The sequence below is a fragment of the Olsenella sp. kh2p3 genome (assembly GCA_900119625.1).
Taxonomy (GTDB): domain Bacteria; phylum Actinomycetota; class Coriobacteriia; order Coriobacteriales; family Atopobiaceae; genus Tractidigestivibacter.
Genome location: FPKD01000001.1, coordinates 618119 through 643371, shown reverse-complemented (window position 1 = coordinate 643371; position 25253 = coordinate 618119). Strand labels below are relative to the sequence as shown.

Below are 25253 nucleotides of genomic sequence, written 5' to 3'. Positions count from 1 at the left end.
TGCCACCGTGCCCGCTCCTTCTCGCCCTCCCTTTTTATCCCTTTCTTTAGCGGTATTTGAGAATTGCGCCACTCATCAACTGGGCAAACATGGAGCCCGATTCTCAAATACCGCTAAAGAAAGGGAGCGGACAGGGGGCAGTGGACAGGTGGGGCAGCGGAGAGGGGCATTGGTTGCCCGGGCGGACAGGGGGCCGCCCACGTGCGGTACCATGGAAACTACCGCTGCGAAAAGCTGCGACCATCGTTCGTTCAACCGGAGGCTGCCGTGAATCCCGTCATCGTGATCCCCTCGTACTGGGCCGAGAGCCAGTCTCACGGCCGGCTGGGAGAACGCGGCTCCTACGACTACTCCACGCCCATCACCAAGCCGCTGCCAGAACTTGAAATGTGTCTCTCGTCACTTGAGCAGGTGCGAGGCGTGGACCGCGTGATTGTGCTTCTCGTCGCGGCACCATCGTGTGCCAAAGCCGCCCGCGCTCGCGTGAACTCCGTCTGTCGCAACCACATGGACCTGAACCCCGTTGTCATTGGCGACGAGGAAGCTGCCGCAGTCCAGGAGCAGTGCGCCGGCATGTACGCCAAGCTGCAGGGAGACCCCATAGCGCTTCGCGGCTGTGGCGCCATACGCAACATGGGGCTGGCTGTGGCCTCGGCATTTGGCCACGATGCCGTGGTCTTTATGGACGATGACGAGGTGGCTCTCAACGAGGACTACCTCATCGACGCTGTCTACGGTCTGGACTCCCTCACCCGCCAGGACCTCCCCATCCTTGCCAAGAGCGGCTGCTATGTGGACGTGCGCAGCTCCCCCTACGCGCCGGTCCAGAAGGAGTGGTGCGAGCAGCTGTGGTCCAAGCACGCGGGCTTCAACGAGATGATGAAGCGCTACCTCACCTCGCCCACCCGCATACTCCGCTCGAGCTACCTCTGCGGCGGTTGCTGCTCCATCCACGCCTCCGCCTTCACGCGGGTTCCCTTCGACCCCTACATCACGCGCGGAGAAGACCTCGACTACCTTCTCGACCTGCGCGCCAATGGCATCGACGTGTGGTTTGACAACACGTGGCACGTGCGTATGCAGCCACCCGAGGAGATGGCGCCCACGCCCTCCATCTTCATGCAGGACGTCTACCGCTGGTTCTACGAGTACCGCAAGCTCGAGGCCATGAACGCCCGCCGAGACCTGCGCACCGTCACGCCAGAGTCGCTCATGCCGTATCCCGGCCCGTGGCTTACTCCACAGGTGCGCTCGCGCGTGAGGGTAACGGCTGCCCGCCGTGCCCTTGTGGGACGCGACCGCACCGACAACCTGCGCATCCTTCGAACCGGTTGCCACGAGGCGGATAAGTACGCGCAGGAGGCCTCTACACGCTACCTCTCGTTTGCAACCATCTGGCCAAGCATTGCCTCGTCTATCTGGAACAGTCGCTATCTCCAGCGTGAGCTCCTGAGCACAGGCACGCCCGCGAAAGGAAGCTCGCATGAGTGATCGCTCGACCTCGCTCTCGCCAAGCGTCATCAACATCGCCCTCAGTGCCGTGACGGCAATCCTGCTGCTTCTTGTGGCATGGGGCGTCGCGGAGGGCAACGTGATTGCGTCCATGCTCTCGGGCGCGGGCCTTGCCGTGGTGATTGTCGCCTTTGGTACCATCAACCTGGTGCCGGACACCATGCGCGCCGAGGCGACCGAGAGAACCCTTGCCATTGCCTCCGAGACGCTTCGCAGCTGCAACCACGGCCTCACGCCGGATAACGCAGCACACATCTGCAGGCTGCTCCTCCCCGAGACGGCAGCCGTTGGCATAGCCGTCACCAACACAAAGAAGGTCCTTGCCTACGAGGGCGAGCATGGCGTGGGGACGGCCCCGGGCAGCGAGAACACGGTACCCACGCTTGAGGTCCTCGAGAGCAAGCGCATGGAGACCTTTGTCTCGATGGACGATGGCGACCAGACCACGCGTCACTTCAACCTGGTGCAGAACCGCTCTGGGCGCACGTTTGGCATCATCGTGCCGCTCCTCGTGCAGGATGAGCCCATGGGTACCATCAAGCTCTACTACCGCAGCGGCACAGACATCGACCGTACGCAGCTGGCCATTGCGAAGGGCTTCGGAGAGCTTCTCTCGACGCAGCTCTCGTCTTACGAGCTGGACCGGCAGGCCGAGCTTCTCGCCCGTGCGGAGGTAAAGGCACTTCAGGCGCAGATCAACCCGCACTTCCTCTTCAACACGCTCAACACCATCGCGTCGCTCACGCGCACCGATCCAACTAAGGCCCGCGACCTTCTCCGCGAGTTCTCGGTGTTCTACCGACGCACGCTCGAGGGGTCTGACCAGCTCATCCCCCTCTCGCGCGAGCTGGAGCAGACGCGGCGCTACCTCAAGATCGAGAAGGCGCGCTTTGGCGAGGACCGCATTGTGGAGGAGGAGTTTGTGGAGCCTGGCTGCGAGAGCCTCCCGGTGCCCTCGTTTCTGGTGCAGCCCATCGTGGAGAACTCCGTGCGTCACGCCATGCGCGAGGAGGGTGCCCTCCACATAGACATCCACGTTGCCGTGGACGGCAATGACGTGCTGGTAGCGGTGGCAGACGATGGCCTGGGAATGGACCAGCAGACGGCAGACAAGCTCCTTGCCGCGGCCTCTAAGCCCAGTGGCGAGGAGAAGGGTACGGGCATCGCCCTCAAGAACGTTGCCGAGCGCGTGGAGCGCTTCTACGGAGCCGGCTCCGGCGTGGAGATAATCTCTAAGCCTGGAGAGGGGACCTGCGTGACCCTGCGACTGGGCGAGGCGGCCCTGACGTTGCATAACGGGTCCAAGGGGTAGCATACTAACGGTAAACGGTAGGCAAAGATGCTTCTTTGCGTGTCTGCGGCGGGATGTGTGCCGCAGCGGAAGGTAGGTTGTTGCAATGCTGCGTGCGATGATTGTCGATGACGAGGCTCCCGCCCGTTCCGAGCTGCGTTACCTCCTCGAGGAGACCGGGCGCGTGGATGCCATCACCGAGGCGTCAAGCGCACGCGAAGCGGTAGAGCGGCTCATGGAGGCACGCGCAGACGTCATCTTCCTGGACGTCTCTATGCCCAAGACCAACGGCATGCAGCTTGCGGAGGCACTCCACAAGCTCAAGAACCCGCCCGCCGTTGTCTTTGTGACTGCCTACAGCGAGTATGCGCTTGAGGCCTTTGACGTGGACGCCATCGACTACCTCATGAAGCCGGTGGAGACGGACCGTCTTAACCAGGCCCTGGACAAGGTCCAGTCGCGCGTCAAGCCACAGCCGCAGTCCCACTCCTCGGTTGAGCGCATCCCCGTGGTGAAGAGTGGCCGCAAGGTCCTTGTGCCCATCGACCAGATTCGCTACATCGAGGCCAAGGACGACTACTCCTGCATCTACACGGATGACGACCGCTACCTCTCCACCATCTCGCTTGCCAAGCTCGAGCAGAAGCTCGCGCCGCATGGCTTCTTCCGCGTGCACCGCGGCTACATCGTGAACCTCGAGTACGTCGAGGACGTAGAGGTCGTGTCCAGCGGCATACTCCAGCTTGGCATCAACGGCATTGAGGGCAAGAAGATCTCGGTCTCGCGCCGTCGCGTGGTTGCCCTCAAGCGCGCACTTGGACTGTAGAGGCCTAGTGGGTAGCGAGGCAGCACGGATGCGCTACGACATCATCTCGGACACGCACGGATACCTCTCCAAGAGGCTGCTCGACCAGCTCCAAGGTGCGGACACCATAGTTCATGCGGGCGACATCTGCTCTGCCTCGGACTACCGTACGCTTAGCCAGATAGCCCCGGTCCAGCTGTGCCTAGGCAACAATGACTGGTCCTACGACTTTGGCCCCGAGGTCAAGCGCGTCAAGATCTTCTTCTCGAGCGGGTTGCGCTGGGAGGTCTGCCATTACCGCGAGCGGCTAGACCTCAAGCTCTGCGACATTGCCATCTGCGGCCACACGCATCGCCCGTTCGTCGAGAAGGACCGTGCAACTGGCGTGCTGATGATGAATCCCGGAAGCCCCACCTACCCGCGCTCCGGCGGCCCCAGCATGGGACGCATCATCTGCGAGGAAGGCAAGGTCGTCTCGGCTCGCATCATTCCTTTGGAAGAGGCCGAGTAAGGCGCGCGTTCCGAAAAGGTCGGAGGCCGTGGGTGGCTACAGCTGGTTTGCTGAGGACGTGGCTTCGCTGGTCGTGGGTTCCCCCGTCGCCTGGGCATGAGCTGCCGGCGCGTCGTTGTAAGGGTTGACCTCCATTGCCTCGCGAAGCTGGTGCCTCACGGCTGTACGGCGCTTAACCGGAACGTAGATCTGCTCTCCGTTTGACATGGTGATCTTGCTGCTCGACATGGACGTGACGAGCTTGGCGTTGATCGCAAAGCTGCGGTGCACGCGCACAAACGTGGCCGGAAGCCTGTCCAGCATTGCAGAAAGCGAACTTCTGGTGCGAAACGTTTCTCTCAGCAGGTGAACATCCACGTACTGGTGGGCTGCCTCGAGGTACACAACGGCGTCGGGATGCACTGCGTGAGAAACTCCCCCGATGTCACGGATGTAGATGAGCGAAGCATACTCGGGAGCTCTGGTGTCAGCAGAGTCGAGCAGCGAGTTGATTGGAATAAACGAATTGCTGCGCTTCTCGATCGGTGGAATCGAGAAGTGCATGTGAACGAGCTGGGGCTTCTCGGGAGTGCTGGTGCTCCAAACGAGCGTTGCGCGTGGGGACACCGTAAGATGCCTTTCGCCCGAGGCGCTCCCAATGAACACCACGGAGGTCTCGCCGTTTTGAAAGACCAGAACGGGGCAGCCAAACGAGAGGTCCAGCTTGGTGATGAGCGGTGCCATCCTAGAGAAGTAGTCCATGAATGCGTGCATGCCGGCCGTGCTCCCCTTGCCAAAGGGCCCCACAAAGGTGAAGCCATCTGCGAGGTAAGGGGCGCACTGCTCGGGGATTCCCGACGTACACGAGACAAGCACCAGGGTACTCAGGTCAAGCACGCTATGGACTGTCATCACGAGCTCACCCCTCTCCAAGTGCAAGACATAAATATGCATTGCATAAATGTTTATCAGCGCTACCGGAAGTTGCGTTGACCCAGTGTATGACATGAAGCGTCACAGTAGGTGAGAATGGGAAAATAAGACCTAACTACTACCCCTTAAGACCATAGATAACCCATTTGCCCACATAAATACATAATGCATTAATTGGTCATATCGTCAACTATATATAGAAAGCTCGCGAGGCAATCGCTTGTTGCCCTGGCGGTGCTTGTCGTTTCGCTTATGGTGGCTGGCTTAGGGCTTGCCGGCGGGCAGGCATATGCCGCTGAGGGCGCGGATGCGCCGTCCATCACCATTACCTTCAAAGCGGGCGATGGAGGTACCGTTGGCCCTGAGGAGAACCTCGTTCAGACCTTCGCTGCTAATGACAGCAGCGAAGTGGCCGCTGTTACCGCCACCCCCTCTGACGGCTATGTCTTTGTTGATTGGACGCGTGACGGCGAAGAGGTAAGCACCAGCGCAACCTTCACACCTGCCAAGGAGGCAGCCACCTATGTGGCCAACTTCAAGGCTGCTGATGCCAACGGCTCTAGTTCCGCGACTGCGGACGAGACGGACCTTGGCTCGAACCCCGATCACCTTGCCGGCCCCGAAGAGGGGGATGGCACCATCGACGAGAACGTCTATCCCGAGGTGGACTTTGGCTCCTCCGTGTCGCCGAGTCGTCTTCTTGGCATGAGACTCATGGCGCTGCCCACGGCAGCCTCTGGCCATCCCACCCAGCCGGGCGAGGTGAAGCTTTCAAAGACCGCAACCCCTGTTTCCGGGATGGTCAACACCTGGGACGTCACGGTGCGCGTTGAGGGCAAGGACACCACCAAGACGAGCGACATCGTGCTTGTGATTGACCGCTCGGGCAGCATGAAAGACAACAACCGAATGGTGCGGGCTAAGGAGGCTGCAAAGCAGTTTGTGAGCACGCTTCTGCCTGATGAGCACACGCGCATCGCCATTGTCTCGTTCGCAAAAAGAGCGAGTACGAATCAGCTTCTAACGAACGACGCAAACAAACTCAATGACGCCATCGATGGTCTTAAAGCTGATGGTGGCACCTTTACCCAGGCCGGAATCAGGCAGGCCGAGTCAATTCTCGCGAACTCGACTGCAGACGTTAAGAACATCGTGCTTCTGTCAGATGGCAAGCCTACGTATAGCTATGACATCAAAAACCCTACGAACTATCTAACCAATCTTGTGAATGGCTACGTCGACAACGGTTATGTAGGTGGGTGGACCGGCTGGCATTACGACACGAACACCAGCGTTCCTTCAACGGAGTTCGACTACGACGCGGAAGCAGTGGGGGAGGGCAATTCTCTGCAGACCCGTGGGGGATCGTACGGATGGAGTCTGTGGTACTACGACTGGTACTACAACCACGGCAACAGCACCATCGCCGAGGCGACCATCGCGAAGAAAGCTGGTTACACCATGTGGACCGTTGCGGTGAATGCTGGCGACACGGGTAAGAGCGTCCTTTCTCAATGCGCAACAGATCCCAACAACCACGCAAAGTCGACGGAAAAGCCAGAGGAACTCAAGAAGATCTTTACGGAGATAGCCGGTAACATCAAGGCGGCGGTACAGGACGCCAGTGTTACCGATCCCATGGGTACGGGCTTCACGATTCCTGCTGGCAGCGTGGACAGCATAAAGACAAGCCAGGGAACCGCGACGTACGATGCGACCAATAAGACCATCAGCTGGGAAGTCGGAACGCCCTCCAACACCATCGATGGCGACTCCACGGTCAAGTACGCTGAGCTTACCTATCGCGTCACGATTGACGACAGCATTCTCACGGCAACACCGGAGGCAGATGGCAAGTCGTACAAGACCAATGGCATGACAACCATCAATTACAAGGACGCTACTGGTGCTGACCAAACGGGGAAGTTTGTCTCGCCTACAGTCGACCCCGTCCTGCTCGTGGTGCAGAAGAAGCTCTACGATAAGAACGGTAACGAAGTCACGAACAGCGACCAGACGTTCTCTGTGAACGTAAAGGGAGATGCCAAGAGCGGAGAGGCCTACGATCAGACCTATACCCTCAAGCCTGGTGAAAGGAAGGTCCTAACCAACCTGCGTTGGGAGGATACCTATACCGTCACAGAGACCGGTTACCCCGCTGGTAAGAGCAAGGATGACTACACCACCGAGGTGAAGGTGGGTAATGACGTCACCAACAGCTTTACCGTCCACCAGGGAGATAAAGACAAGGACATTGTTGTCACCAACCGCGAGCATCCTACGCTCACGCTCTCGAAGACTGTAACGGGCGGCCTTGCCGACAAGACCAAGGAGTTCACGTTCAACGTCACCGTGAAGCGCGGCGACCAGACCATCATCGACAACAAGACATACACGCTCAAGGGTGGCGACAGCAAGACCATTGCGCCCGATAGCGGTGCCTTGCTCCCCGGTGACCAGGTCACCATCACCGAGGCTAACGGTGATGGCTACACCGCCACGTATAAGGTTGGGGACGCATCCGAGCAGACCGGCTCTGAGGCAAGCTTCAGCCTCTCCGGTGACACCACGGTGAGCTTCACGAACTCCAAGCCACTGGTTCCTATCACTGGCCTCGACGGCAATGAGGGGATTCCCATCCTGCCTGCTGTTTTGGGCGTGGGTGCCATCACCGCCGTCCTGTGCGTTGCCATAACCCGGCGTCTCGGCGTGCGAGGGGAGTGATGCCCAGCCACTTTTCCCCTACGTCGGGGAGCGCAGAGCCCACGGACGAGGGTTCGGAGCCGTCGCTTGCGGCGGAGCTTCTACTTCTCGTCCTCAAGATCGCGTTTGTTCTGGGCTTTGTCGCAATGGTGTTCCTCTTCGTCTTTGGTCTGTTCCAAGCGCCTGACGAGAGCATGTCGCCAGCGCTCAGAGAGGGGGACCTGGTCGTGTACTACCGCCTGGAGAAGACCTATGCCGCCGGTGACGTGATTGTGGTCGACGATGGCGACTCCAAGGAGCTCCGCAGGGTTGTTGCGGTTGCGGGCGACACGGTGGAGTTCTCCTCAGACGGGCTGGTAATCAACGGCTACCTGCAGAGCGAAGACAAGATTTACACCGAGACGCTGCCGTTTACGGAAGGCATCACGTATCCAGTGACGGTAGGCGAAGGTCAGGTGTTCGTGATGGGCGACAACCGCCCAGAGTCGAAGGACAGCAGGCTCTACGGCCCGGTGGACATCGACACGAGCACGGAAGGAAAGGTCATGACGGTGATCAGGAGAAGGAACTTCTGAGAGCCGTGTGATAGACAAGGCAAGTCGCGTCCCCTGGGGCGCACGTCGAAAGGAAGATGAGATGAGAAAGAACAGAGGGTTTGTCGCACTTGCGTCCGCAATTGCGCTTGTTGCGGCTCTGTTTGGCGGCGTGAGCACCGCGCTGGCAGCGACTGCGGCTGTACCGCAGGTCCAGAAGCAGCTCGAGCTCAACCCGGGTTCCACGGTGTCGGCGACCTTCACGTATAGCATTACGCCCAAGGCGCTCTCCACTGGCACCGGCAACGAGAAGACCTACACCGATGGCCCTGCTGCCGCGATTGCTGACATCACGCTGACTGATGCGTCCAACACCGCAAACAACACTGGCAAAGGTGCCATCACCTTTGGTGGCAAGTCTGATGCCAGCGCCTTTGCGCACGCTGGCGTCTACGCTTGGACCATCAAGGAGAACGCCACGCAGAATACCGCTCGCCTTGGTGCCTTCCAGGATGACCCGCAGGTCTACACCCTCATTGCCACCGTTGTTAACGGCGACACTGGTCTTGAGTTCAGCTCCTTCGTGATTGCCAAGGGTGACGTGACCACCACCACCAACGCCGACAAGACAAACGAGATAAAGTTCGACAACAAGTACACCGAGAACACCTCTGAGAACGACGCCGACCTTACGATCACCAAGTCCGTTGCCGGCAAGCAGGGTGACAAGAGCAAGCAGTTCGAGTTCACGGTGACCTTCACCGCTCCCTCTGTGCTCCCTGAAGGCAAGACCGCTGCAGATGTCCTGAACGCTATCACTGCGACCGCTAACGGTGCTACCGTTGTTAAGTTCGACAACGCTGCTGACGGCGCTACTACCCGCACCATCACCTTCACGGCTGCTGATGCCCAGGACGTGACCTTCTCCAACGTCCTCGTTGGTACGACCTATTCTGTTCAGGAGACTGCGGTTGATGGCTACACCCAGTCCTGGAAGGCTACTACCAACGGCACCGAAAGCGCCTCTCAGGCGAACCTGCTTATTGGTGAGAACGCCAACAACGGCACTATGACTAACACCCATGAGGACGTGACCCCCACGGGTCTCGTTATCAACAACCTGCCCTTCATCATGCTGGGCTGCGTTGCCGTCGCCGGCGTTGTTGCCTACGGTGCTGCTAAGAGGAAGCTCGAGAAGTAAATGCTCCATTCGCTATCCCGTCGGCTGGCCCGTGGGGCCCTACGACTCGCTAATTGGCTGGTCGACGGGATAGTTCTCTCTGTGTTGCTGCTCGTCGTTATCTTCACCGCTTACTCGGTGCTCGACAACAACCGGGTGGAGAGCCAGGCAAGCGAGGAGAACTTTGCCTCGTATCGTCCGGCAGAGAACGACGACCCAAGCTTCGAAGAGCTTGCGGCATCCAACTCAGACGTGGTTGGTTGGCTCACACTCTACGGAACAGGCGTTGACTACCCGCTGGTTCAGGGGCCAGACAACGAGAAGTACCTCAACACCAACGCAAAGGGCGAGTTTGCCCTTTCCGGCTCGCTTTTCCTGGATTACCGCAATGCGCGGGACTTCACAGACCCAAGTACGGTAATCTTTGGCCACCACATGGAGAACTCCCTCATGTTTGGCGACCTGGACAAGTTTGGTGACGAGGAATTCTTCTGGCAGCACAGGTACGGCAACATCTACTACGGCGGCAAGAACCACGGCGTTGAGATATGCGCCTACCTTCTTGCCGATGCGTACGACGAAGTTGTCTATAGCACGACGGTTGGGAGCTCTCCATCTATGGCTGAGTTCCTAGCCTATCTAAAGGCTCACGCCAAGTTCTGGCGAGATGGTGCGATCGGCGAGAGCGATCACGTGCTGGTGCTCTCGACGTGCGGGTCCGGGACCAATGACCGCCACATTGTGGTGGCTCGCATCACGGATGAGACGTACGAGAACACCTTCACCGACGAGAGTGTCTCCAGGACGCTTTCCGGCACCGCCGACAAGGGTTTGGCGCTATGGGCAAAGATTGGTATTGGGTTGCTCGTGTTCCTGCTCATTGCGTGGGTGGTTGGCGCACCTTCGCGGAAACGCAGCGGGAACAACAGGAGGAGAAGGATAGATGGGCGCGATAGAGGATAGGCTGTACGCACGGGCGCGGGCGCATGCCCTCGCTGCCGTCTGCATGCTTGCGATGGCCATTGCGGTTGCCCTGCTCGCCGCGCCTTCGCGTGCGCTTGCAGCCGTTGTCGACCACTTCACCGTGGAGCAGGAGTTCTCGAAGACCGGCATGGTCCCCGAGGAGCTGAGCAGCACCTTCACCTACCAGCTCACGCGTGTTGAGGGAAGGGACGGCGTGGCGCCGCTGCCAGCTAATGCGGAGGGCGACACCTACACGTTTACCCTGGATGGCGATACGAGCAAGGACATTTCGCTGACGCTGGGGAACACTGCTGCGGCGGATGCACTGACCTTCTCGCATGCGGGCGTCTTCTCCTATCAGCTGCGTTGCGTCACGGACCCCTCGGGGACTGAAGGGCTCACCGTGGACGATACCGTCTACGACGTCGAGATCGAGGTCAACAATGCTGACGACAGCCTTGCAGTATCGCATGTGGTGATCAGGCGTGAGTCCGATGGCTATAAGCCGGACGCCGCGTCGTTCTCGCACAGCTTTGAGGGACAACCCGAGCCTGTGCCTGAGCCCGAGAAGCCCGTCGAGATTCTGGGCGTCAAGCTTCCTGTGGCTGGTGACTCTACGTGGGGGCTCATCCAGCTGAGCACTGCTATCTGCATTGGTGGCGCCGTGCTAGTTGTCATGGCCATTCGTCGCAAGAAGAAGGAGCGTGCGGCGAGGTCGTAAGCGCGGTGTTGGGCGTCCGGCGCTTGTGCGACGCCCGAGGTCTTCTTTTCGACAAAAATACTAATCTGCTGTGCCCTCCGGCGTCTTTTCGGCGCCGGAGGGCACATCTCGTACGGAATCCCGTCGGGAACCCCAGCTCCGGCGTTGCAATCTCGCCGGAGGGCGTGTTACAGCAGCAATCGTGTACAAAAGGCTCCTCCCGGCGTCATGTTCTCGCCGAGAGGAGCATTTCCGCAGCGGAGAAGAACGGAACCTCGTCTCTGGCGTCTTTTCGGCGCCGGAGGGCGCATTTCGTACGGAATCCCGTTGGAAACCCCAGCTCCGGCGTCATTTTCTCGCCGAGGTCGCATCCTTGCAGCCTCTGCGCAGGAAACCCTTGCGTTGGCGTCATTGTATTCGTGCGCGATGACTTCCTCATTCGTGCTCGGTGACCTTCTCGTCCATGAGCAAGGGCACCACGAGCTTGGTGTAGAGCGCGAGCCAGATGAGAGACACGCAGAAGCCGGCAAGCACGTCAGAAGCGTAGTGGACGCCCAGGTAGATGCGACTGATGCCGATAAGGACAATCACCAGGCCAAAGCCGATCACGCACAGCCAGCGCACGAGTCGGTCGCGCTCGTAGTGCCATACCATCCAGGCAAGAAGCCCGTAGAATGCCATCGCCACCATGGAGTGCCCGGAGGGGAAGCTATAGCCCGTCTCGGCAATGAGGCGGAACCCATCTGGCCTTGGCCGCTGAACGAACTGCTTGAGCAGGACATTCAACGCAACGGCGCACACTAGGTTTACGGCAGCGCAGGTGCCCGGCCTGCGGCCCGGGGCAAACGCCTCCACTGCCAGCAGCATGACGAGAAGCACCACCGGTTGCGCAAGCTCGGAGATGGACTCCATGTACGGTGTGAGCCACGGTTGGCGTAGAGTCTGAACAAAGAGCAGGTAGGCACCGGAATCGAGCTTGGTGAGCTCGCCCTCGCCAACCTCCTCAAGAAGCCAGATAAAGATGCAGGCCGCAGCTGCCGCAAGGACAAGGCGCAGGTTCTCTCGCAGGAGCCTTCGAAACGTGTGGCCCTTCTCTGCAAGATGTTCGGCCATGCGGGAGTCCTTTCCAGTTCGCGTGATACCAGAAGGGGCGGACGCCGAGAAGGCATCCGCCCCGCGTTAAGCACAAGTCTAGGGCATGCTGCGTAGCGCATGCCCCGCGTTGTCCCTTACAGGTACGCCTCCAGCTCCTTCTTGAGCTCGGCCTTGGGCATGTTGCCCACCATGGTGTGGACGGGCTTGCCGTTCTTGAACAGGATGAGCGTGGGGATGGAGACAATGCGGAACCTGGTGGCAAGATCCGCCTCCTCGTCCACGTTGCACTTGTAGACGTCGAGCTTGTCGCTCAGCTCGCCAGAAATCTCCTCGACCACGGGGCCAAGAGCACGGCAGGGGCCGCACCAGGAAGCCCAGAAGTCAACGAGGACGGGCTTTGCGGAGCCGGATACGATGGAGTCGAACTTATCGGTAGTAATAGGGGTTGTAGCCATGTCTGCCTCCCAGCGGATGCGGACGCCTTCGCCCGCGGTTTCGTGTCGAAACGGCTTATACCCGATTTACACTGGGTGTGACATGGGGCGCAAAATGCTATCTCCATTATCACATGTGAGTGGTCGCTTGCTCTGGTGAGCGGTGGGGGAGGACGCAATGGCAACGGAGCGGGATAGGCGCCGCGAGGCGTACGTGGGAAAGGCTCGGGCTGAGCTCTCCTCGCTCGCGGCGCGCGGCGTGCGCATGGGCGGCAACGCGTTCTCGGCCGTGGTTCTCGCAAAAGGCGAACTCTCACCAGAGGAGCGCAACGGCGCCGAGCTGCTCTCTGGACCGGATGGCGTGGCGCTGAGAAAGTCGCTGTCCAGGCTGGGCTACGAGCCGGAGGACTGGTGCACGCTCTTTCTTCCGGCGCCGGGAAGCGCTGGCGCCCTGGACGCCTCCGTCGTACGCGAGACGCTGGCGGCGCTGGACCCAGCAACCCTTGTGTGCTGCGACGATGCGGCGGCGCAGGCCGTTCGCGACGCCTTTGCAGACAACCTGGCTTCCCTCCAGAGCCTGCCAGAGGCCATGCTGGAGCCCGGTTATGTGGTCTATGTGCGGGGAGTCCGCGTTCTGGCGCTTGGAGGTTTTGCGGCAGCTCTGGGAGATCAGCGCCAGAAGCAGGTCATGTGGGCATGGCTCAAGCAGATACCTCCCCTGGGAGAGCCCTTCTAGCGCTCCGGCCCCCGGCAGACGCGGTATCCTTAATGCGTATGTTGTCCAGTGTGACAAGGAGCAACGCCATGCCAAATATTCCCGCACCCGTCGACGCCACCAAGACCGCTGCTTGGAAGGCGCTTCAGGACCACCACGACAAGCTGGTTGCAAATGGCATTAGTCTCAAGGAGTGGTTTGCCGAGGATGCAAACCGTGTGGACAAGTTCTCCTTTGACCTCAACGACCTGCACTTTGACCTCTCCAAGAACCTTGTGACCGAGGAGACAATCAAGCTCCTGTGCGACCTTGCGCGCGAGACGGGCGTGGAGGAACGCCGCACGGCCATGTTCGAGGGCGTCCACATCAACACCACCGAAGATCGCGCCGTGCTGCATACCGCGCTGCGTCGCCCTGCAGCAGATGCTGGAAAGCTTGTGGTGGACGGGCAGGACTGCGTGGCCGACGTCCACGGGGTTCTCGACCGCATGTACGCCTTTGCCGACCGCGTGCGCTCTGGCGAGTGGAAGGGCGTTACGGGCAAGGCTATCAAGAACGTGGTCTCTATTGGCATTGGCGGCTCCGACCTTGGTCCGGTCATGGTCTACGAGGCCCTGAAGCCCTACGCGGACGCCGGCATCAGCGTGCGCTACGTCTCCAACATCGACCCCAACGACATCTCTGAGAAGGTCAAGGGCCTCGACCCCGAGACCACGCTGGTGATTATCGTCTCCAAGACCTTCACTACGCTTGAGACCATGACCAACGCGCGCGAGGCAAAGGCGTGGCTGCTCAACGGCCTTAAGGCTTCCGGTGCCATCGACGGCTCCGATGCCTCTGTGGCAGAGGCAGTGAAGCACCACTTTGTGGCCGTCTCCACCAACCTCAAGCTGGTCGAGGACTTTGGCATTGACCCGCAGAACGCCTTTGGCTTCTGGAGCTGGGTTGGTGGGCGCTACTCCGTGGACTCCGCGGTGGGCCTCTCGCTCATCATTGCCTTTGGGCCCAAGGTCTTCGAGCAGTTTCTCGCCGGCTTCCATGACGTTGACCGCTACTTCTGCGAGACGCCGCTCGAGAAGAACGTCGTGGCACTCATGGGCCTGATCAACGTGTGGTACAACAACTTCTTTGGCGCCGAGAGCCACGCGGTGCTTCCGTACAACCAGTACCTGCATCGCTTCCCGGCCTACCTCCAGCAGCTCACGATGGAGTCCAACGGCAAGTCCACGCGCTGGGATGGCACCCCGGTTACCACCACTACCGGCGAGATCTTCTGGGGCGAGGCAGGCACCAATGGCCAGCACTCGTTCTACCAGCTCATTCACCAGGGCACGCACCTTATCCCCGCGGACTTCATCGCCTTTGCGAATACGGCCAACCCCGCCAAGGATGGCGAGCAGGACGTGCACGAGCTGTTCCTCTCCAACTTCCTTGCGCAGACCAAGGCCCTCGCCTTTGGCAAGACTGCCGACGAGGTCCGCGCCGAGGGGACGCCCGAGTGGATGGTGCCTGCACGCTGCTTCTCTGGCAACCGCCCCACTACGTCAATCTTTGGCGTCAAGCTTGATGCTCACGCGCTGGGCGAGCTCATTGCGCTTTACGAGCACATCGTGTTTGTCGAGGGTACGGTGTGGGGGATTGACTCCTTCGACCAGTGGGGCGTTGAGCTTGGCAAGCAGCTTGCCAAGCAGATTACGCCCGCGTTCCACGACGACGAGGCGCTAGCGCAGCAGGACGCGTCGACCCAGGCGCTCATCGCGTTCTATCGCGCTCACAGGGAGTAGGCGATTGCCGCACGGCCGTCCGGCCGTGCGGGCTGCGACCAGAACCTCACCTCCGGCGTCTTTTTGGCGCCGGAGCAGGTGTTTTAGCAGCAATCACGTACAAAGGGGCCTTTCGTGCGTCTTTTTTGCACACGAGAGGCCCCTTTTGCAGCACTTGCGCACGAAACGCGCCCTCTGGCGTCCATTTCTCGCCGGAGGGCTCTTTATCGCAGCGATGTTGTACGTAGTCTTCCCTCTGGCGTCCATTTCTCTCCGGAGGACTCATCTCGTACGGAATCCCGTACGAAGTCCCCTCTCCGGAGCGCATTTCTCGCCGAAGGGGCATTATCAACCGCAGGAAATCGCCGCTGCGGTGGAATCACGCGGCACAGTATCGCAACAGCCTCCTCGCAGTGCGTAATTTCGTGTACAGCGTGTACACGAAATTACGTAAAAACGTGTACAGCGTGTACACGAAATTACATAAAAACGTGTACATCCTGGGCAAACAGTTCTATTATCGTGACAAATGCACCTGGGGACGGAGAAACTCATGCCACAGGGTTCCATCTACATGGAGAGAAAGATCGAGGACGCTATTCGCGCCTGGTTTAAGCGTGGGGATATGCACCCGCTGCTCATTAGTGGAGCCCGTCGTACAGGCAAGACAAGCGTCATAGAGCACGTGGGCCAAGAACTTGCTGGAAGGGGGCTCGTCAAGCTCGACTTCCAGACCGATCTTGAGACCATCGAGCGAATCTTCGATGGCCCTACGGATGATCTCAATCGCATTACGTCGAGAATCGCTGAATACAAGCGCCTCGCTCTGGATCCAGAGCACGCGCTGCTCTTCTTTGACGAGGTGCAGCTGTCCGAGAAGGCGTTAAACTCTCTGCGGTTCTTCGCCGACTCACCATGGCGGGTCATTGCGAGCGGGAGTCTCCTGGGCGTGACCACAAAAAACCGTCAGCTTCCTTTTCCATCAGGCGTCCGCCAGCTCGAGATGCATCCCATGGACTTTGAGGAGTTCCTCTGGGCGTTTGGCGAGAAACCCATGGCAAATGCCATTCGCGAACACGCGCGGAGCTGCGAGCCGTATGTGCTTCATGAACGCGCGCTTGATTTGTATCACCGTTTTCTCGTGGTGGGAGGTATGCCCAAACCGCTCCGCGAGTGGCTTGAAACCGGCTCGCTTGATGTGGTCATGGACGAGCTTGCGGAGATTGATGCTACCTACACGGCAGATATGACCGATCCCGAGAATGGCATCAGCGGCATATCCGCCAAACGCATCTGGGACAGCCTGCCCAAGCAGCTCCTGCGTGCTTCTACCAAGAAGTTCAAGTATGCCGATGTGGTGCGTGGTGGCAGGCGCTCCCGCCTGTTGGAGCCCTTGGAGTGGCTTGAGGCTGCCGGAATTGTGACACGCAACGAGCTCACCAAGGACACGCGCGCTCCGCTGAGTCCATATAACGACGAGGAGGGCAGCTACTTCAAGGTGTATGTTGCGGATACGGGGGTCATGTTTAAGAAGTTTGGCATCGCCCCGTCTCTCTTCCTGGACACGGCGCTTGTCGCGCAGCTCTCGTCGGATTTTCGTGGCGCGCTGGCTGAGAACTTCGTGATGCAGTCTCTGCGGGCGAACAGCATCAAGACGTTCTACTGGATGCCCGACGAAGACTCTTCACGAGGCGAAGTCGATTTCATCTTCCAGAATGACCGCGCAGAGGTAGTGCCCATTGAGGTGAAGTCGGCACGCAACGTACGCGCGAGAAGTCTGAAACACCTTATGGCAGAGGGTAGCTCGCCGTATGCCATAAGGCTCTCTGAACAGAACTTCTCGCGTAACACCAGCGAGGCGGGTGCTGAGCTAAGAGCGCTGCCTCTCTACGCAGCATTCGCGATTGGGGAATAGGAGGGTAGCCAGCCAACCCCTGCCTCTAGCAGTTGCCCACGTGGACATGCGGCAGGTACTCTCGCGCAACATCCGCGAGGCGCATAACGGTCTCAACCGGCGTGGGCTGGGCACCGGCCATGTGCCAACGCGGGAAGAAGCGCGTGACGTGCAGCACGATGTTCTCGTCCACGCCGGAAAGCCATACCGCCCCCTCGCGCATGGCGGCCTCGGAGTCGCTCACCCCGGGCACCACGAGGGTGGTCACCTCGAGGTGGCACGTCTTGCTCGTCCCCAGTACCTCGATGGTGTGATGCACGTCCTCAAAGCTGCCACCCAGCTCGCGGTATCCATCGGCCGAGAAGCACTTGAGGTCGATGTTCGCGGCGTCGATGAGCGGTGCCAGATTGTCGACCACGTGGGCACTGACGCAGCCGTTTGACACCAGCACGTTGGCAAGGCCCGCCCTACGGGCCAGAATCGAGCAGTCCTGCACGTACTCCCAGCCAACCAGCGGCTCGTTGTACGTGTGCGCAATGCCAATGACGCTCGGGTCGCGCTCGGCGCACTCCAGAGCCAGGTCCACAAGCTCCTGCGGCAAGACCTCGCGCCAGGGCACGCCGCCTGCGCCCGCCTGCGATATCTCGTGGTTCTGGCAGAACGGGCAGCGCATGTTGCACCCATAGCTCCCAACCGAGAGCACGCGTGCGCCGGGATGCCACTCTGCCAGCGGCTTCTTCTCGACGGGGTCTATCGCCACAGAGGTGAGCCTGCCGTAGTTCTCTGCCACCACGCAGCCATCCTGGCAGGTGCGCGCACGGCAAAAGCCCGCGCCGCCTTCGGGAATTGCGCAGTGGCGCCAGCAGACGTCGCATGTTGCGCTACGGCTCACGTGTGCCTCACGACCTCAAAGCGCTCGAGCGTGCAGTCATCGCGTCTGAGGTCGATGTGTCCCTTGGCCGCCGCAATGCGCAGCTGCTCAGAGACCGTGTCTATGCCGTCCAGGTCTGGCAGGAGAAGCCCGCGCCGGCCATCCGCACAGCTCACGATGACGCCATAGCGCTCGGGGTCCAGCTGGTCAGCGGACTTCACGGCCTCCGGCGCGCCAAGCACGTCCACGTCGTAGACGAGCTCGTCCATCTCGCCTGCCGTGACCGGCGGGAAGCGTGGGTCGTGTCGACCGGCGGAGATGGCGTTCGCGCAGATCTCCTCGGCAAGGTTGTCCTGCGTGGGCGCAATGGTGCCAATGCAGCCGCGCAGCTCGCCGTCCTTCTTGAGCGAGACAAACGCGCCGGCGCGGATCGAGAGCAACTCGGCGGGCAGACCGGGCTTCTCGTCCGGCGTAATGCGCCGGCGCTCGCGCACATAGGTCTCGAGCGAGAGGCGTGCCAAAGAGACGTACGGGTCCTCCGACGCCCTTCGGCGCGCGAGGTCTGCCTTGTGGAATGCCTCGTACTGCTCGAGAAGCGCGCGGCTCTCGTCCGCGCCCTCCTCGCCCACGGGCGTGAATGCTGCCACGCCATAGCCCACGCCAAAGGGCCCCTCGTAAGAGAGGAGCTCGGGCTTGATGGCGGTGCGGTCAAGCGCGCCCGCCATGATCTGGAAGCTGCGCAGCCCGCATTCAGCGGCGCGCTCGGCAAAGCCGCGGTCCATCGTGAGCAGGGGCAGGAGGTCGCCGGTCGAGAAGGCATGCGTGACCTTCTCGTCAAACTGTGGCCCCTCGGGTGCAAAGCCGTAAGGACCGCTCTTGAGCAGCTTGTGGGAAAGGTCGCCGGACGCCACGTAGGCCACGCGCCTGCCAAGCTCGCGGGCGACGCGCTGGACCAGGATGCCCATGCGGTAGTGGTCCTCTGGCGAGAGGCCCGAGATCCCCATGCGCACCACCTGGAAGTCCTTGGTGTGGCGCTGGATGAAGTGAAGCGGAATCATGGTCCCGTGGTCGAGCGTGGGGTCGCGCTCGCCCTCGCAGCCGGCGGAGAGGCCCTCCTGCGCGCACGCGTGTGCGAGCGCGCGAACAAACTCCTGGTCATAGACGGCCTCGTAGCGGGCCTGCGGCGCCCCGAACATGGAGAAGCCGCCTTGGGCGCCGCGCCCGGGGGAGATGTGGATGTAGTCCGCGTACATCACGGCGTGGGGGCTCGAGATCACCACGGTGTCTGGCGCAAGCTCGGCAACGCGGCGCCCCACCTCGTCATACGCGGCGATGGTGGAGGCGATCTTCTCCTTGCCGGAGCCTACGCCCGGGATGATGAGTGGCGGATGCGGAACGGCGAATGCGGCAACAATGCTCATGGCAGGGACCTCCTTGGTCGCTACCAGAGTCAATACCCGTTGGAGCGGGGGACGATCACCGGTTTCGGCGTTCGGGGGTCGCCTGCCGTCACGCGTGTTCGAATGCGGGAGCGCTCCCGCCTAGCGCTTGCCCTTCTTGGGCTCGTGGTCGAGGAAGAAGCGAACAAGCGCCTGGTAGCGTCCCTCGCTCATGGGTGCGCGCGGGATGTAGACGCAGCGCTTGTCGCCAAAGTCGACAACGGTGGCCTCGTCGCTGGAGCGGGAATGCCTGAGCTCGGAGAGGGGATACTCGACAACGCGGTCATCCGGTCCCTCCTCGACCACCTTGTCCTCGGTCACCACGATGTGGTGTCGGTTGTTCTCGCCCACAAGTCCCAGCGTGCTCTTTCGGGCGAGGAAGGTCGCGAAGCGGCTCCAGTTGGTGGTGATGGAGGAGGTGACCACGGCAATCACCAGCAAGATCATGGTGAGCGGGATGTTGTCGCCCATGGTTACCAGGGCCAGGATGAGCAGGGCAAGCGAGAGAATGGCGGCTCCGTTGAAGATGTCCTTCATGCGGTCGGGACCATAGAGGTTAGCCGCGCGGGCCAGCTCGTACTCGTTCATGTCGTACGTGAGCGAGAAGAGCGGCTTGCCGTACTTCTCGTCGAGCTTTGACTGACGAACGGCCTCCTCGGCCGCCTTGCGAGCCTTTGCGCTGGGCTTCTTAGCCATGGGTCCTCCTTGCTGCCATCGCATACGTGCAGCATGGTAGCGCATCGGAGCATGCGAGGCGGGCGCCGGCGTGCGGAATGCCGCGAGCCCGGGTTGTGGGCGAATTGTCTGCGGCGTGTGCTTCTCCGATGAAATGGACCGCTCGCCCCCGTGGCATGGTTGAGAAAGCCACGATGGGGAATCATATACATCGAGCAGAGGAGCGCGGCGTGACTGGCAAAGGCCTTGCGCTGCGACCTGCGTGAGCTTTAAACAGCTTGGCAGCTGCCAAAAGTGGGGGCCTTCGGATCTGATCAGTCCGTGGGCCCTCGTCCATTTTCTTGGGCGAGATACTGGGTTGAGAAGCGCGCCGGATGACGCTGTCCCGCCCACGCATGGCTTGTGCCGGGCTGCCCGATACACATTTGGCACCGAATCTGTGACCCGTGCAGGATGTCACAGATTCGGAGTGCGAATGTGTATCGCCCGGAAGCCAAACAACGCCGAGAAGTGCGGCGGCGGGGAGAGGCGCCGCGGCGACGAGAGCCCGCGCCCTACTTCGTCGAGATCGAGTGGAACTCGTAGTCGCTTACGTGCCTCGAGACGGAGTACTCGAACGGCCGCCCGTCATCGAGGTAGCCCACCTGCTCGACTTCGAGCAGGGGTTCGCCCTCGGGCACGTTGAGGCGCTTGCGCTCCTCGGCAGAGGGCATCACGGCGCGAATGACGCGGTGCGCGCTGGCAATCTTGAGCCCCAGGTCCTTCTCGATGAACGAGTAGATCGAGGTCTGCACGTTCCTGAGCTTGAGGTCGGTAATAACGTCGATGGGCATGTAGGTGTACTCGATTACGCGGGGCTTATCGTTTGCGCACCTCACGCGGCAAACGTGATAGGTGAACGAGTCGTCCTCCACGTCCAGCTCCTTGGCAACGTGGTGCGGGGGGCGCACGACCGAGAAGTCGTAGACCACGGTTTGCACCGATTCGCCGCGTGCCTGGTGCTCGGCGAGAAAACCTGTCATCTGGCCGGAGGTGTCGTTCGTGTCGGGGGCGGCGGTGGAGGTCTCGACCTTCTTCACGAACGAGCCGGAACCGCGCCGGCGCGAGATGAGCCCCTGTGCCTCCAGCTCGCCCAGTGCCTTGTTGATCGTGATCTTGCTCACGTCGTACTGCTCGCACAGCTTGCTTACCGAGGGGAGCTGGGAGTAGGCGGGGTATGTCCCGTTCTTTATGGCCAGGCGCAGGTCATCGATGACGATTTGGTACTTGAGCACGTCTTGCCCCTCTCGGTAGTAGCTATGCCAACTGTAAACCGTGCGCTCCTCATGCGTGCGCATTGCTGCCGTACACCGCTAAATATCTACCGTTTAAAGTAAACCTGTGACTAATGTAGACAAAACAGTTCTGACTATATAATCTGACATGTGAGGTTAAGAACAAGCACATGTTAACCATGTACTCAACATCCGGAAAAGCCCGGAAGGAAAGGGGGAGGCAAGCGGTGGCACAGCAGACCTACAAGCTGCCAGACGACTTCTTCTTTGGTGCTGCGATGTCCGGTCCGCAGACCGAGGGGCATTGGCGTGATGGTGGCAAGCTCGAGAACCTGTGGGATACCTGGTCCAACCTGAGGATCGAGGACTTCCACAACCGCGTTGGCTCGTACGCGGGGAACGACTTCACCGACCGTCGCCACGATGACCTGGTGCTTCTCAAGTCTTTGGGCCTCACCTCGGTTCGTACGTCCATCCAGTGGAGCCGCCTCCTCGACGAGGACGGCAACATCAACCCCGAGGGCGAGAAGTACTACCACGAGCTCTTCGCCGATGCCCACGAGGTGGGCATCGAGATGTTCGTGAACCTCTACCACTTCGACATGCCCACGTACCTCTTCAGGCGTGGCGGCTGGGAGAACCGCGAGGTTGTCGAGGCGTATGCGCACTACGCGGGCAAGGCGTTCCGCGCCTTTGGCAAGGAGGTTCGCTACTGGTTCACGTTCAACGAGCCCATCGTCGAGCCCGACCAGCGCTACACCAACGGCGTGTGGTACCCGTTCATCAGGAACTACGCGCGCGCCCGTTCGGTGCAGTACAACATCTCGCTGGCGCATGCGCTGGCAGTTCGCGAGTACCGTGCGGCAAAGGAGGAGGGCTGCCTTCTCGACGACTCCCGCATTGGCCTCATCAACTGCTTCACGCCGCCCTATACGCGCGAGAACCCCAGCGCCGCAGACCTCGAGGCAGTTCGCATGACCGATGGCGTGTGCAACCGCTGGTGGCTTGACCTCGTGACCAAGGGCGAGCTGCCCCAGGACGTCATCGACACGCTGGCCTCGCGCGGCATCGAGCTGCCCATCCGACCGGAGGACAAGCTCATCCTGGCAGATGGCAAGGTGGACTGGCTTGGGTGCAACTACTACCACCCCGAGCGCGTCCAGGCTCCCGCCCAGGACACGGACGAGAACGGCATCCCTCGTTTTGCCGACCCCTACGTCTGGCCCGAGGCGGAGATGAACAAGAGCCGCGGCTGGGAGATCTATCCCAAGGGCCTCTACGACTTTGCCATGAAGGCGCGCGACGAGTACCCCGATTTGGAGTGGTTTGTCTCCGAGAACGGCATTGGCATCGAGCGCGAGGACCTCAAGAAAGACGAGAACGGCGTCATCCAAGACGACTACCGCGTGGACTTTGTCCGCCGCCACCTCGAGTGGATTGCCCGTGCAATCCAGGATGGCGCCAAGTGCCGTGGATACCACTACTGGGCCGTCATCGACAACTGGTCCTGGGCCAATGCGTTCAAGAACCGCTACGGCTTTGTCGAGGTCGACCTTGAGGACAACTACAACAGGCGGCCCAAGAAATCTGCCGCCTGGCTCGAAAAGGTAGCTACGACCCACGTGGTCGACTAGCGTTTCTCTGGTAGAGAGTTTGGAAAGGGGAGAGAATATGGCCGAGGACACCGCTGAGAAGAAGTCATTTCTCGACAGCTTTGCGGAAGTATCCGCAAAGGTAGGCAACCAGGTTCACCTGAGGAGCCTGCGCGACGCCTTTGCGACCGTCATGCCCATCTACATTCTGGCTGGCATCGCGGTTCTTATCAACAACGTGGTCTTCCCGCTGTTCCTTACGGGAGACGCGCTCGCCAACGCCCAGTACTGGGGCAATGCCATTACCCAGGGCACGCTCAATGTGGCAACTGTGGTTCTTGCGGGCATCGTCGGCTATTGCCTCGCCAAGAACAAGCGCTTCGAGAACGCCATTGCCTGCGTGGTCATTGGCATCGCGGCCCTGTGCATCATGATGCCCCAGAGCGTGAGCAGCGCCGCGGCGTCCATCCAGGACTTCACCGAGATCACCTACAAGAGCACTACCGACAAGGACGCAGAGCCCTACACCGTGACGCGCGAGGAGGTCGAGTCTGGCCTCGCCATCCCCGAGGGCTACGAGATTTCTTCCGTTGGCTCCAACAACGTCTCCAACGTGTTCACCAAGACCTACACCGGCACCAACGGCCTGTTTGGCGCCATCATCATTGGCCTTGTCGCCACCACTGTGTTCATCAAGTTCTCCGAGAACGAGAAGCTCCGCGTGAACCTGGGCGAGGGGATTCCGCCTGCGGTCGCAGACTCCTTCAACACCATGATCCCGATGCTCATCACGCTCGCTATCTTTGGCCTCATCGCCGCCCTGCTCCACGGCATCTGGGCGACCGACCTCATGACGCTGATCAACACCGGCATCGCAGCCCCTCTCAAGGGCTTCGTGAACGCAGGCCCCTGGTTCGTTATCCTGGTCTATACGCTGGCCAACCTGCTCTTCTGCCTGGGCATTCACCAATCAACGATCTCCGGTGTGCTTGCTGAGCCCATTCTCACCATCATCATCACCGAGAACATGGCCATGTTCGCCGCTGGCGAGCCCATCCCCTTTGACCACTACATGAACATGCAGATCATCAACACCTTCGCCCTTATCGGCGGCTCTGGCTGCACGCTCATGCTCCTCGTTGACACGTTCCTGTTCTCCAAGAACAAGGCCTCGAAGGACATCGCCAAGCTGGCCCTGCTCCCCGGCATCTTCAACATCAACGAGCCCGTCATCTACGGCTACCCCATCGTGTACAACCTGCCCCTGATCGTCCCGTTCGTGCTCATCCCCGACCTGTTCATCGGTCTGACCTATGCCCTCACCTGCGCCGGCATCCTGGCTCCCTGCGTGGTCATGGTTCCCTGGACCACCCCGGTCTTCATCTCCGGCTTCCTGGCTGTGGGAGGCGGTACCGCCGGTGTGGTCGCGGTCATCTGGCAGGTCATCGAGTTTGCGCTTGGCATGCTCATCTACCTGCCGTTCATGAAGGTTTCCGAGCGCGCTCAGGCCAAGCAGGCCGAGCTCGTCAACGCGGAGGCCTAGAAACCAGCTACGTTCTTCTCGTCCATTCCGTCGTGACCGAGATGGGACACTCAAAGAGGGAGTTTAACCATGAAGACCATCCTGCTCGCTTGCAATGCCGGTATGTCCACCAGCCTGCTGGTCCAGAAGATGCAGAAGGAGGCCCAGGCCCAGGGCCTAGACGTCCAGATCAAGGCCAACCCGCTTAACAAGGCGCTCGAGATGATCGACCAGGCCGACTGCCTGCTGCTTGGTCCCCAGATCGCCTACGCAAAGAAGGAGGCAGTCGAGGCCGCCGGCGACAAGCCCGTTTCCGTCATTGCGATGGTCGACTACGGTCGCATGAACGCCAAGAAGATCCTGGATGACGCCATGAAGCTCATGGACGAGTAGGACTGTCACCCAAACACGGCACCCGGCACGGCATTTCATCTCGAAACGAGCGCGTCATCGCGCGGAAGGGGACAGCATGGCCACCGAAGAAGAGACCCTCGAGGCAAACCAGGAGACGGCGTTCCAGATCATAGCCACCGTTGGTTCGGCAAAGTCGCAGTACATTGAGGCAATCCAGAAGGCAAAGGAAGGCGACATCGAGGGAGCGAAGGCGCTCATCGAGAGCGGCAACAAGGACTTCAACGAGGGGCACACCGCGCACCTGTCGCTCCTTCAGCAGTCTGCCATCGACAACAAGAACGTGACCTTCTCGCTCATTCTTGTCCACGCGGAGGACCAGCTCATGCAGGCCGAATCGTTCCGCATCATCGCCGAGGACTTCATCGACGTGTACGAGAAGATCGACGCCAAGAACTAACCACACAGATTGCTCCGGGAGAGAATCCAGCTTACCGAGCCCCCCTCTTTCACCCGCC

Annotated in this window: 23 protein-coding genes; 16 read left to right on the top strand and 7 right to left on the bottom strand. The window is 60.5% G+C overall.

Going from position 1 to position 25253, the window contains the following annotated elements; all coding sequences use genetic code 11:
- The first annotated feature begins 267 nt into the window (after positions 1-267).
- From BT122_RS02905 to BT122_RS02890, 4 genes are all read left to right on the top strand, one after another.
- On the top strand, positions 268-1491 hold the full coding sequence (locus BT122_RS02905; RefSeq protein ID WP_072354502.1) for a glycosyltransferase family protein: 1224 nt from the start codon (positions 268-270) through the stop codon (positions 1489-1491).
- The gene (locus tag BT122_RS02900) at positions 1484-2824 is read left to right on the top strand and encodes a sensor histidine kinase (protein WP_072354501.1); all 1341 of its coding nucleotides are present in this window, start codon (positions 1484-1486) and stop codon (positions 2822-2824) included. Before BT122_RS02905 ends, BT122_RS02900 begins: the two co-directional genes overlap by 8 nt.
- Before the next feature lie 85 nt (positions 2825-2909).
- On the top strand, positions 2910-3629 hold the full coding sequence (locus tag BT122_RS02895) for a LytR/AlgR family response regulator transcription factor (protein WP_174519234.1): 720 nt from the start codon (positions 2910-2912) through the stop codon (positions 3627-3629).
- Between the two features lie 28 nt (positions 3630-3657).
- The gene (locus BT122_RS02890) at positions 3658-4119 is read left to right on the top strand and encodes a metallophosphoesterase family protein (protein ID WP_059052707.1); all 462 of its coding nucleotides are present in this window, start codon (positions 3658-3660) and stop codon (positions 4117-4119) included.
- A 36-nt stretch (positions 4120-4155) separates the two neighbouring features.
- Here BT122_RS02890 and BT122_RS02885 read toward each other — a convergent pair whose 3' ends face one another.
- Positions 4156-5010, bottom strand: a complete 855-nt coding sequence (locus tag BT122_RS02885; protein ID WP_072354500.1) for a LytR/AlgR family response regulator transcription factor — start codon at positions 5008-5010, stop codon at positions 4156-4158.
- Positions 5011-5205: 195 nt separating this feature from the next.
- Between BT122_RS02885 and BT122_RS02880 the strand changes: the two genes are divergently transcribed.
- From BT122_RS02880 to BT122_RS02860, 5 genes are all read left to right on the top strand, one after another.
- Positions 5206-7755, top strand: coding sequence for a VWA domain-containing protein (locus BT122_RS02880; protein ID WP_143189949.1), 2550 nt, complete (start codon positions 5206-5208; stop codon positions 7753-7755).
- Entirely contained in the window at positions 7755-8309 is a 555-nt protein-coding gene (lepB, locus tag BT122_RS02875; protein ID WP_072354498.1) for a signal peptidase I, read from the top strand. The genes BT122_RS02880 and lepB overlap by 1 nt, the downstream gene beginning before the upstream one ends.
- A gap of 61 nt (positions 8310-8370) precedes the next feature.
- Entirely contained in the window at positions 8371-9468 is a 1098-nt protein-coding gene (locus BT122_RS02870) for a DUF7601 domain-containing protein (protein ID WP_072354497.1), read from the top strand.
- The gene (gene srtB, locus BT122_RS02865) at positions 9469-10410 is read left to right on the top strand and encodes a class B sortase (RefSeq protein WP_072354496.1); all 942 of its coding nucleotides are present in this window, start codon (positions 9469-9471) and stop codon (positions 10408-10410) included.
- A complete protein-coding gene (locus tag BT122_RS02860) occupies positions 10391-11131 on the top strand; it encodes a Spy0128 family protein (protein ID WP_072354495.1) in 741 nt (246 codons plus the stop codon). The genes srtB and BT122_RS02860 overlap by 20 nt, the downstream gene beginning before the upstream one ends.
- 414 nt (positions 11132-11545) lie before the next feature.
- On the opposite strand, the gene BT122_RS02850 is transcribed toward BT122_RS02860, so the two are convergent.
- Complete coding sequence (locus tag BT122_RS02850; RefSeq protein ID WP_072354493.1) at positions 11546-12223, bottom strand: phosphatase PAP2 family protein; 678 nt, start codon at positions 12221-12223, stop codon at positions 11546-11548.
- Between the two features lie 116 nt (positions 12224-12339).
- A complete protein-coding gene (gene trxA, locus BT122_RS02845) occupies positions 12340-12660 on the bottom strand; it encodes a thioredoxin (RefSeq protein ID WP_072354492.1) in 321 nt (106 codons plus the stop codon).
- A gap of 157 nt (positions 12661-12817) precedes the next feature.
- Here trxA and BT122_RS02840 point away from each other — a divergent pair, with 157 nt between their 5' ends.
- From BT122_RS02840 to BT122_RS02830, 3 genes are all read left to right on the top strand, one after another.
- On the top strand, positions 12818-13375 hold the full coding sequence (locus BT122_RS02840; protein WP_072354491.1) for a hypothetical protein: 558 nt from the start codon (positions 12818-12820) through the stop codon (positions 13373-13375).
- Between the two features lie 68 nt (positions 13376-13443).
- Positions 13444-15138 carry a glucose-6-phosphate isomerase gene (gene pgi / locus BT122_RS02835; protein ID WP_072354490.1) on the top strand — a complete coding sequence of 565 codons (1695 nt, stop codon included), beginning with the start codon at positions 13444-13446 and terminating at the stop codon, positions 15136-15138.
- Positions 15139-15670: 532 nt separating this feature from the next.
- Positions 15671-17032 (top strand): ATP-binding protein, encoded by a 1362-nt coding sequence (locus tag BT122_RS02830; protein WP_072354489.1) that lies wholly within the window; start codon positions 15671-15673, stop codon positions 17030-17032.
- Between the two features lie 25 nt (positions 17033-17057).
- On the opposite strand, the gene BT122_RS02825 is transcribed toward BT122_RS02830, so the two are convergent.
- The 4 genes from BT122_RS02825 to BT122_RS02810 all read right to left on the bottom strand — a co-directional run bounded on the left by BT122_RS02825 (position 17058) and on the right by BT122_RS02810 (position 21270).
- The gene (locus BT122_RS02825; RefSeq protein WP_072354488.1) at positions 17058-17903 is read right to left on the bottom strand and encodes a radical SAM protein; all 846 of its coding nucleotides are present in this window, start codon (positions 17901-17903) and stop codon (positions 17058-17060) included.
- Entirely contained in the window at positions 17900-19303 is a 1404-nt protein-coding gene (gene amrA, locus BT122_RS02820; protein WP_072354487.1) for an AmmeMemoRadiSam system protein A, read from the bottom strand. The genes BT122_RS02825 and amrA overlap by 4 nt, the downstream gene beginning before the upstream one ends.
- 120 nt (positions 19304-19423) lie before the next feature.
- The gene (locus BT122_RS02815) at positions 19424-20017 is read right to left on the bottom strand and encodes a hypothetical protein (RefSeq protein WP_072354486.1); all 594 of its coding nucleotides are present in this window, start codon (positions 20015-20017) and stop codon (positions 19424-19426) included.
- Between the two features lie 533 nt (positions 20018-20550).
- Entirely contained in the window at positions 20551-21270 is a 720-nt protein-coding gene (locus BT122_RS02810; RefSeq protein ID WP_072354485.1) for a GntR family transcriptional regulator, read from the bottom strand.
- A 227-nt stretch (positions 21271-21497) separates the two neighbouring features.
- On the opposite strand from BT122_RS02810, the gene BT122_RS02805 reads away from it, so the two are divergent.
- The 4 genes from BT122_RS02805 (at position 21498) to BT122_RS02790 (ending at position 25195) form a co-directional block, all read left to right on the top strand.
- Positions 21498-22904, top strand: a complete 1407-nt coding sequence (locus BT122_RS02805; protein ID WP_286130287.1) for a glycoside hydrolase family 1 protein — start codon at positions 21498-21500, stop codon at positions 22902-22904.
- 37 nt (positions 22905-22941) lie between these two features.
- Positions 22942-24405 (top strand): PTS sugar transporter subunit IIC, encoded by a 1464-nt coding sequence (locus tag BT122_RS02800; RefSeq protein WP_072354483.1) that lies wholly within the window; start codon positions 22942-22944, stop codon positions 24403-24405.
- Between the two features lie 69 nt (positions 24406-24474).
- The gene (locus BT122_RS02795; RefSeq protein WP_072354482.1) at positions 24475-24777 is read left to right on the top strand and encodes a PTS sugar transporter subunit IIB; all 303 of its coding nucleotides are present in this window, start codon (positions 24475-24477) and stop codon (positions 24775-24777) included.
- Positions 24778-24853: 76 nt separating this feature from the next.
- Positions 24854-25195 carry a PTS sugar transporter subunit IIA gene (locus BT122_RS02790; protein WP_072354481.1) on the top strand — a complete coding sequence of 114 codons (342 nt, stop codon included), beginning with the start codon at positions 24854-24856 and terminating at the stop codon, positions 25193-25195.
- Positions 25196-25253 lie beyond the last annotated feature (58 nt).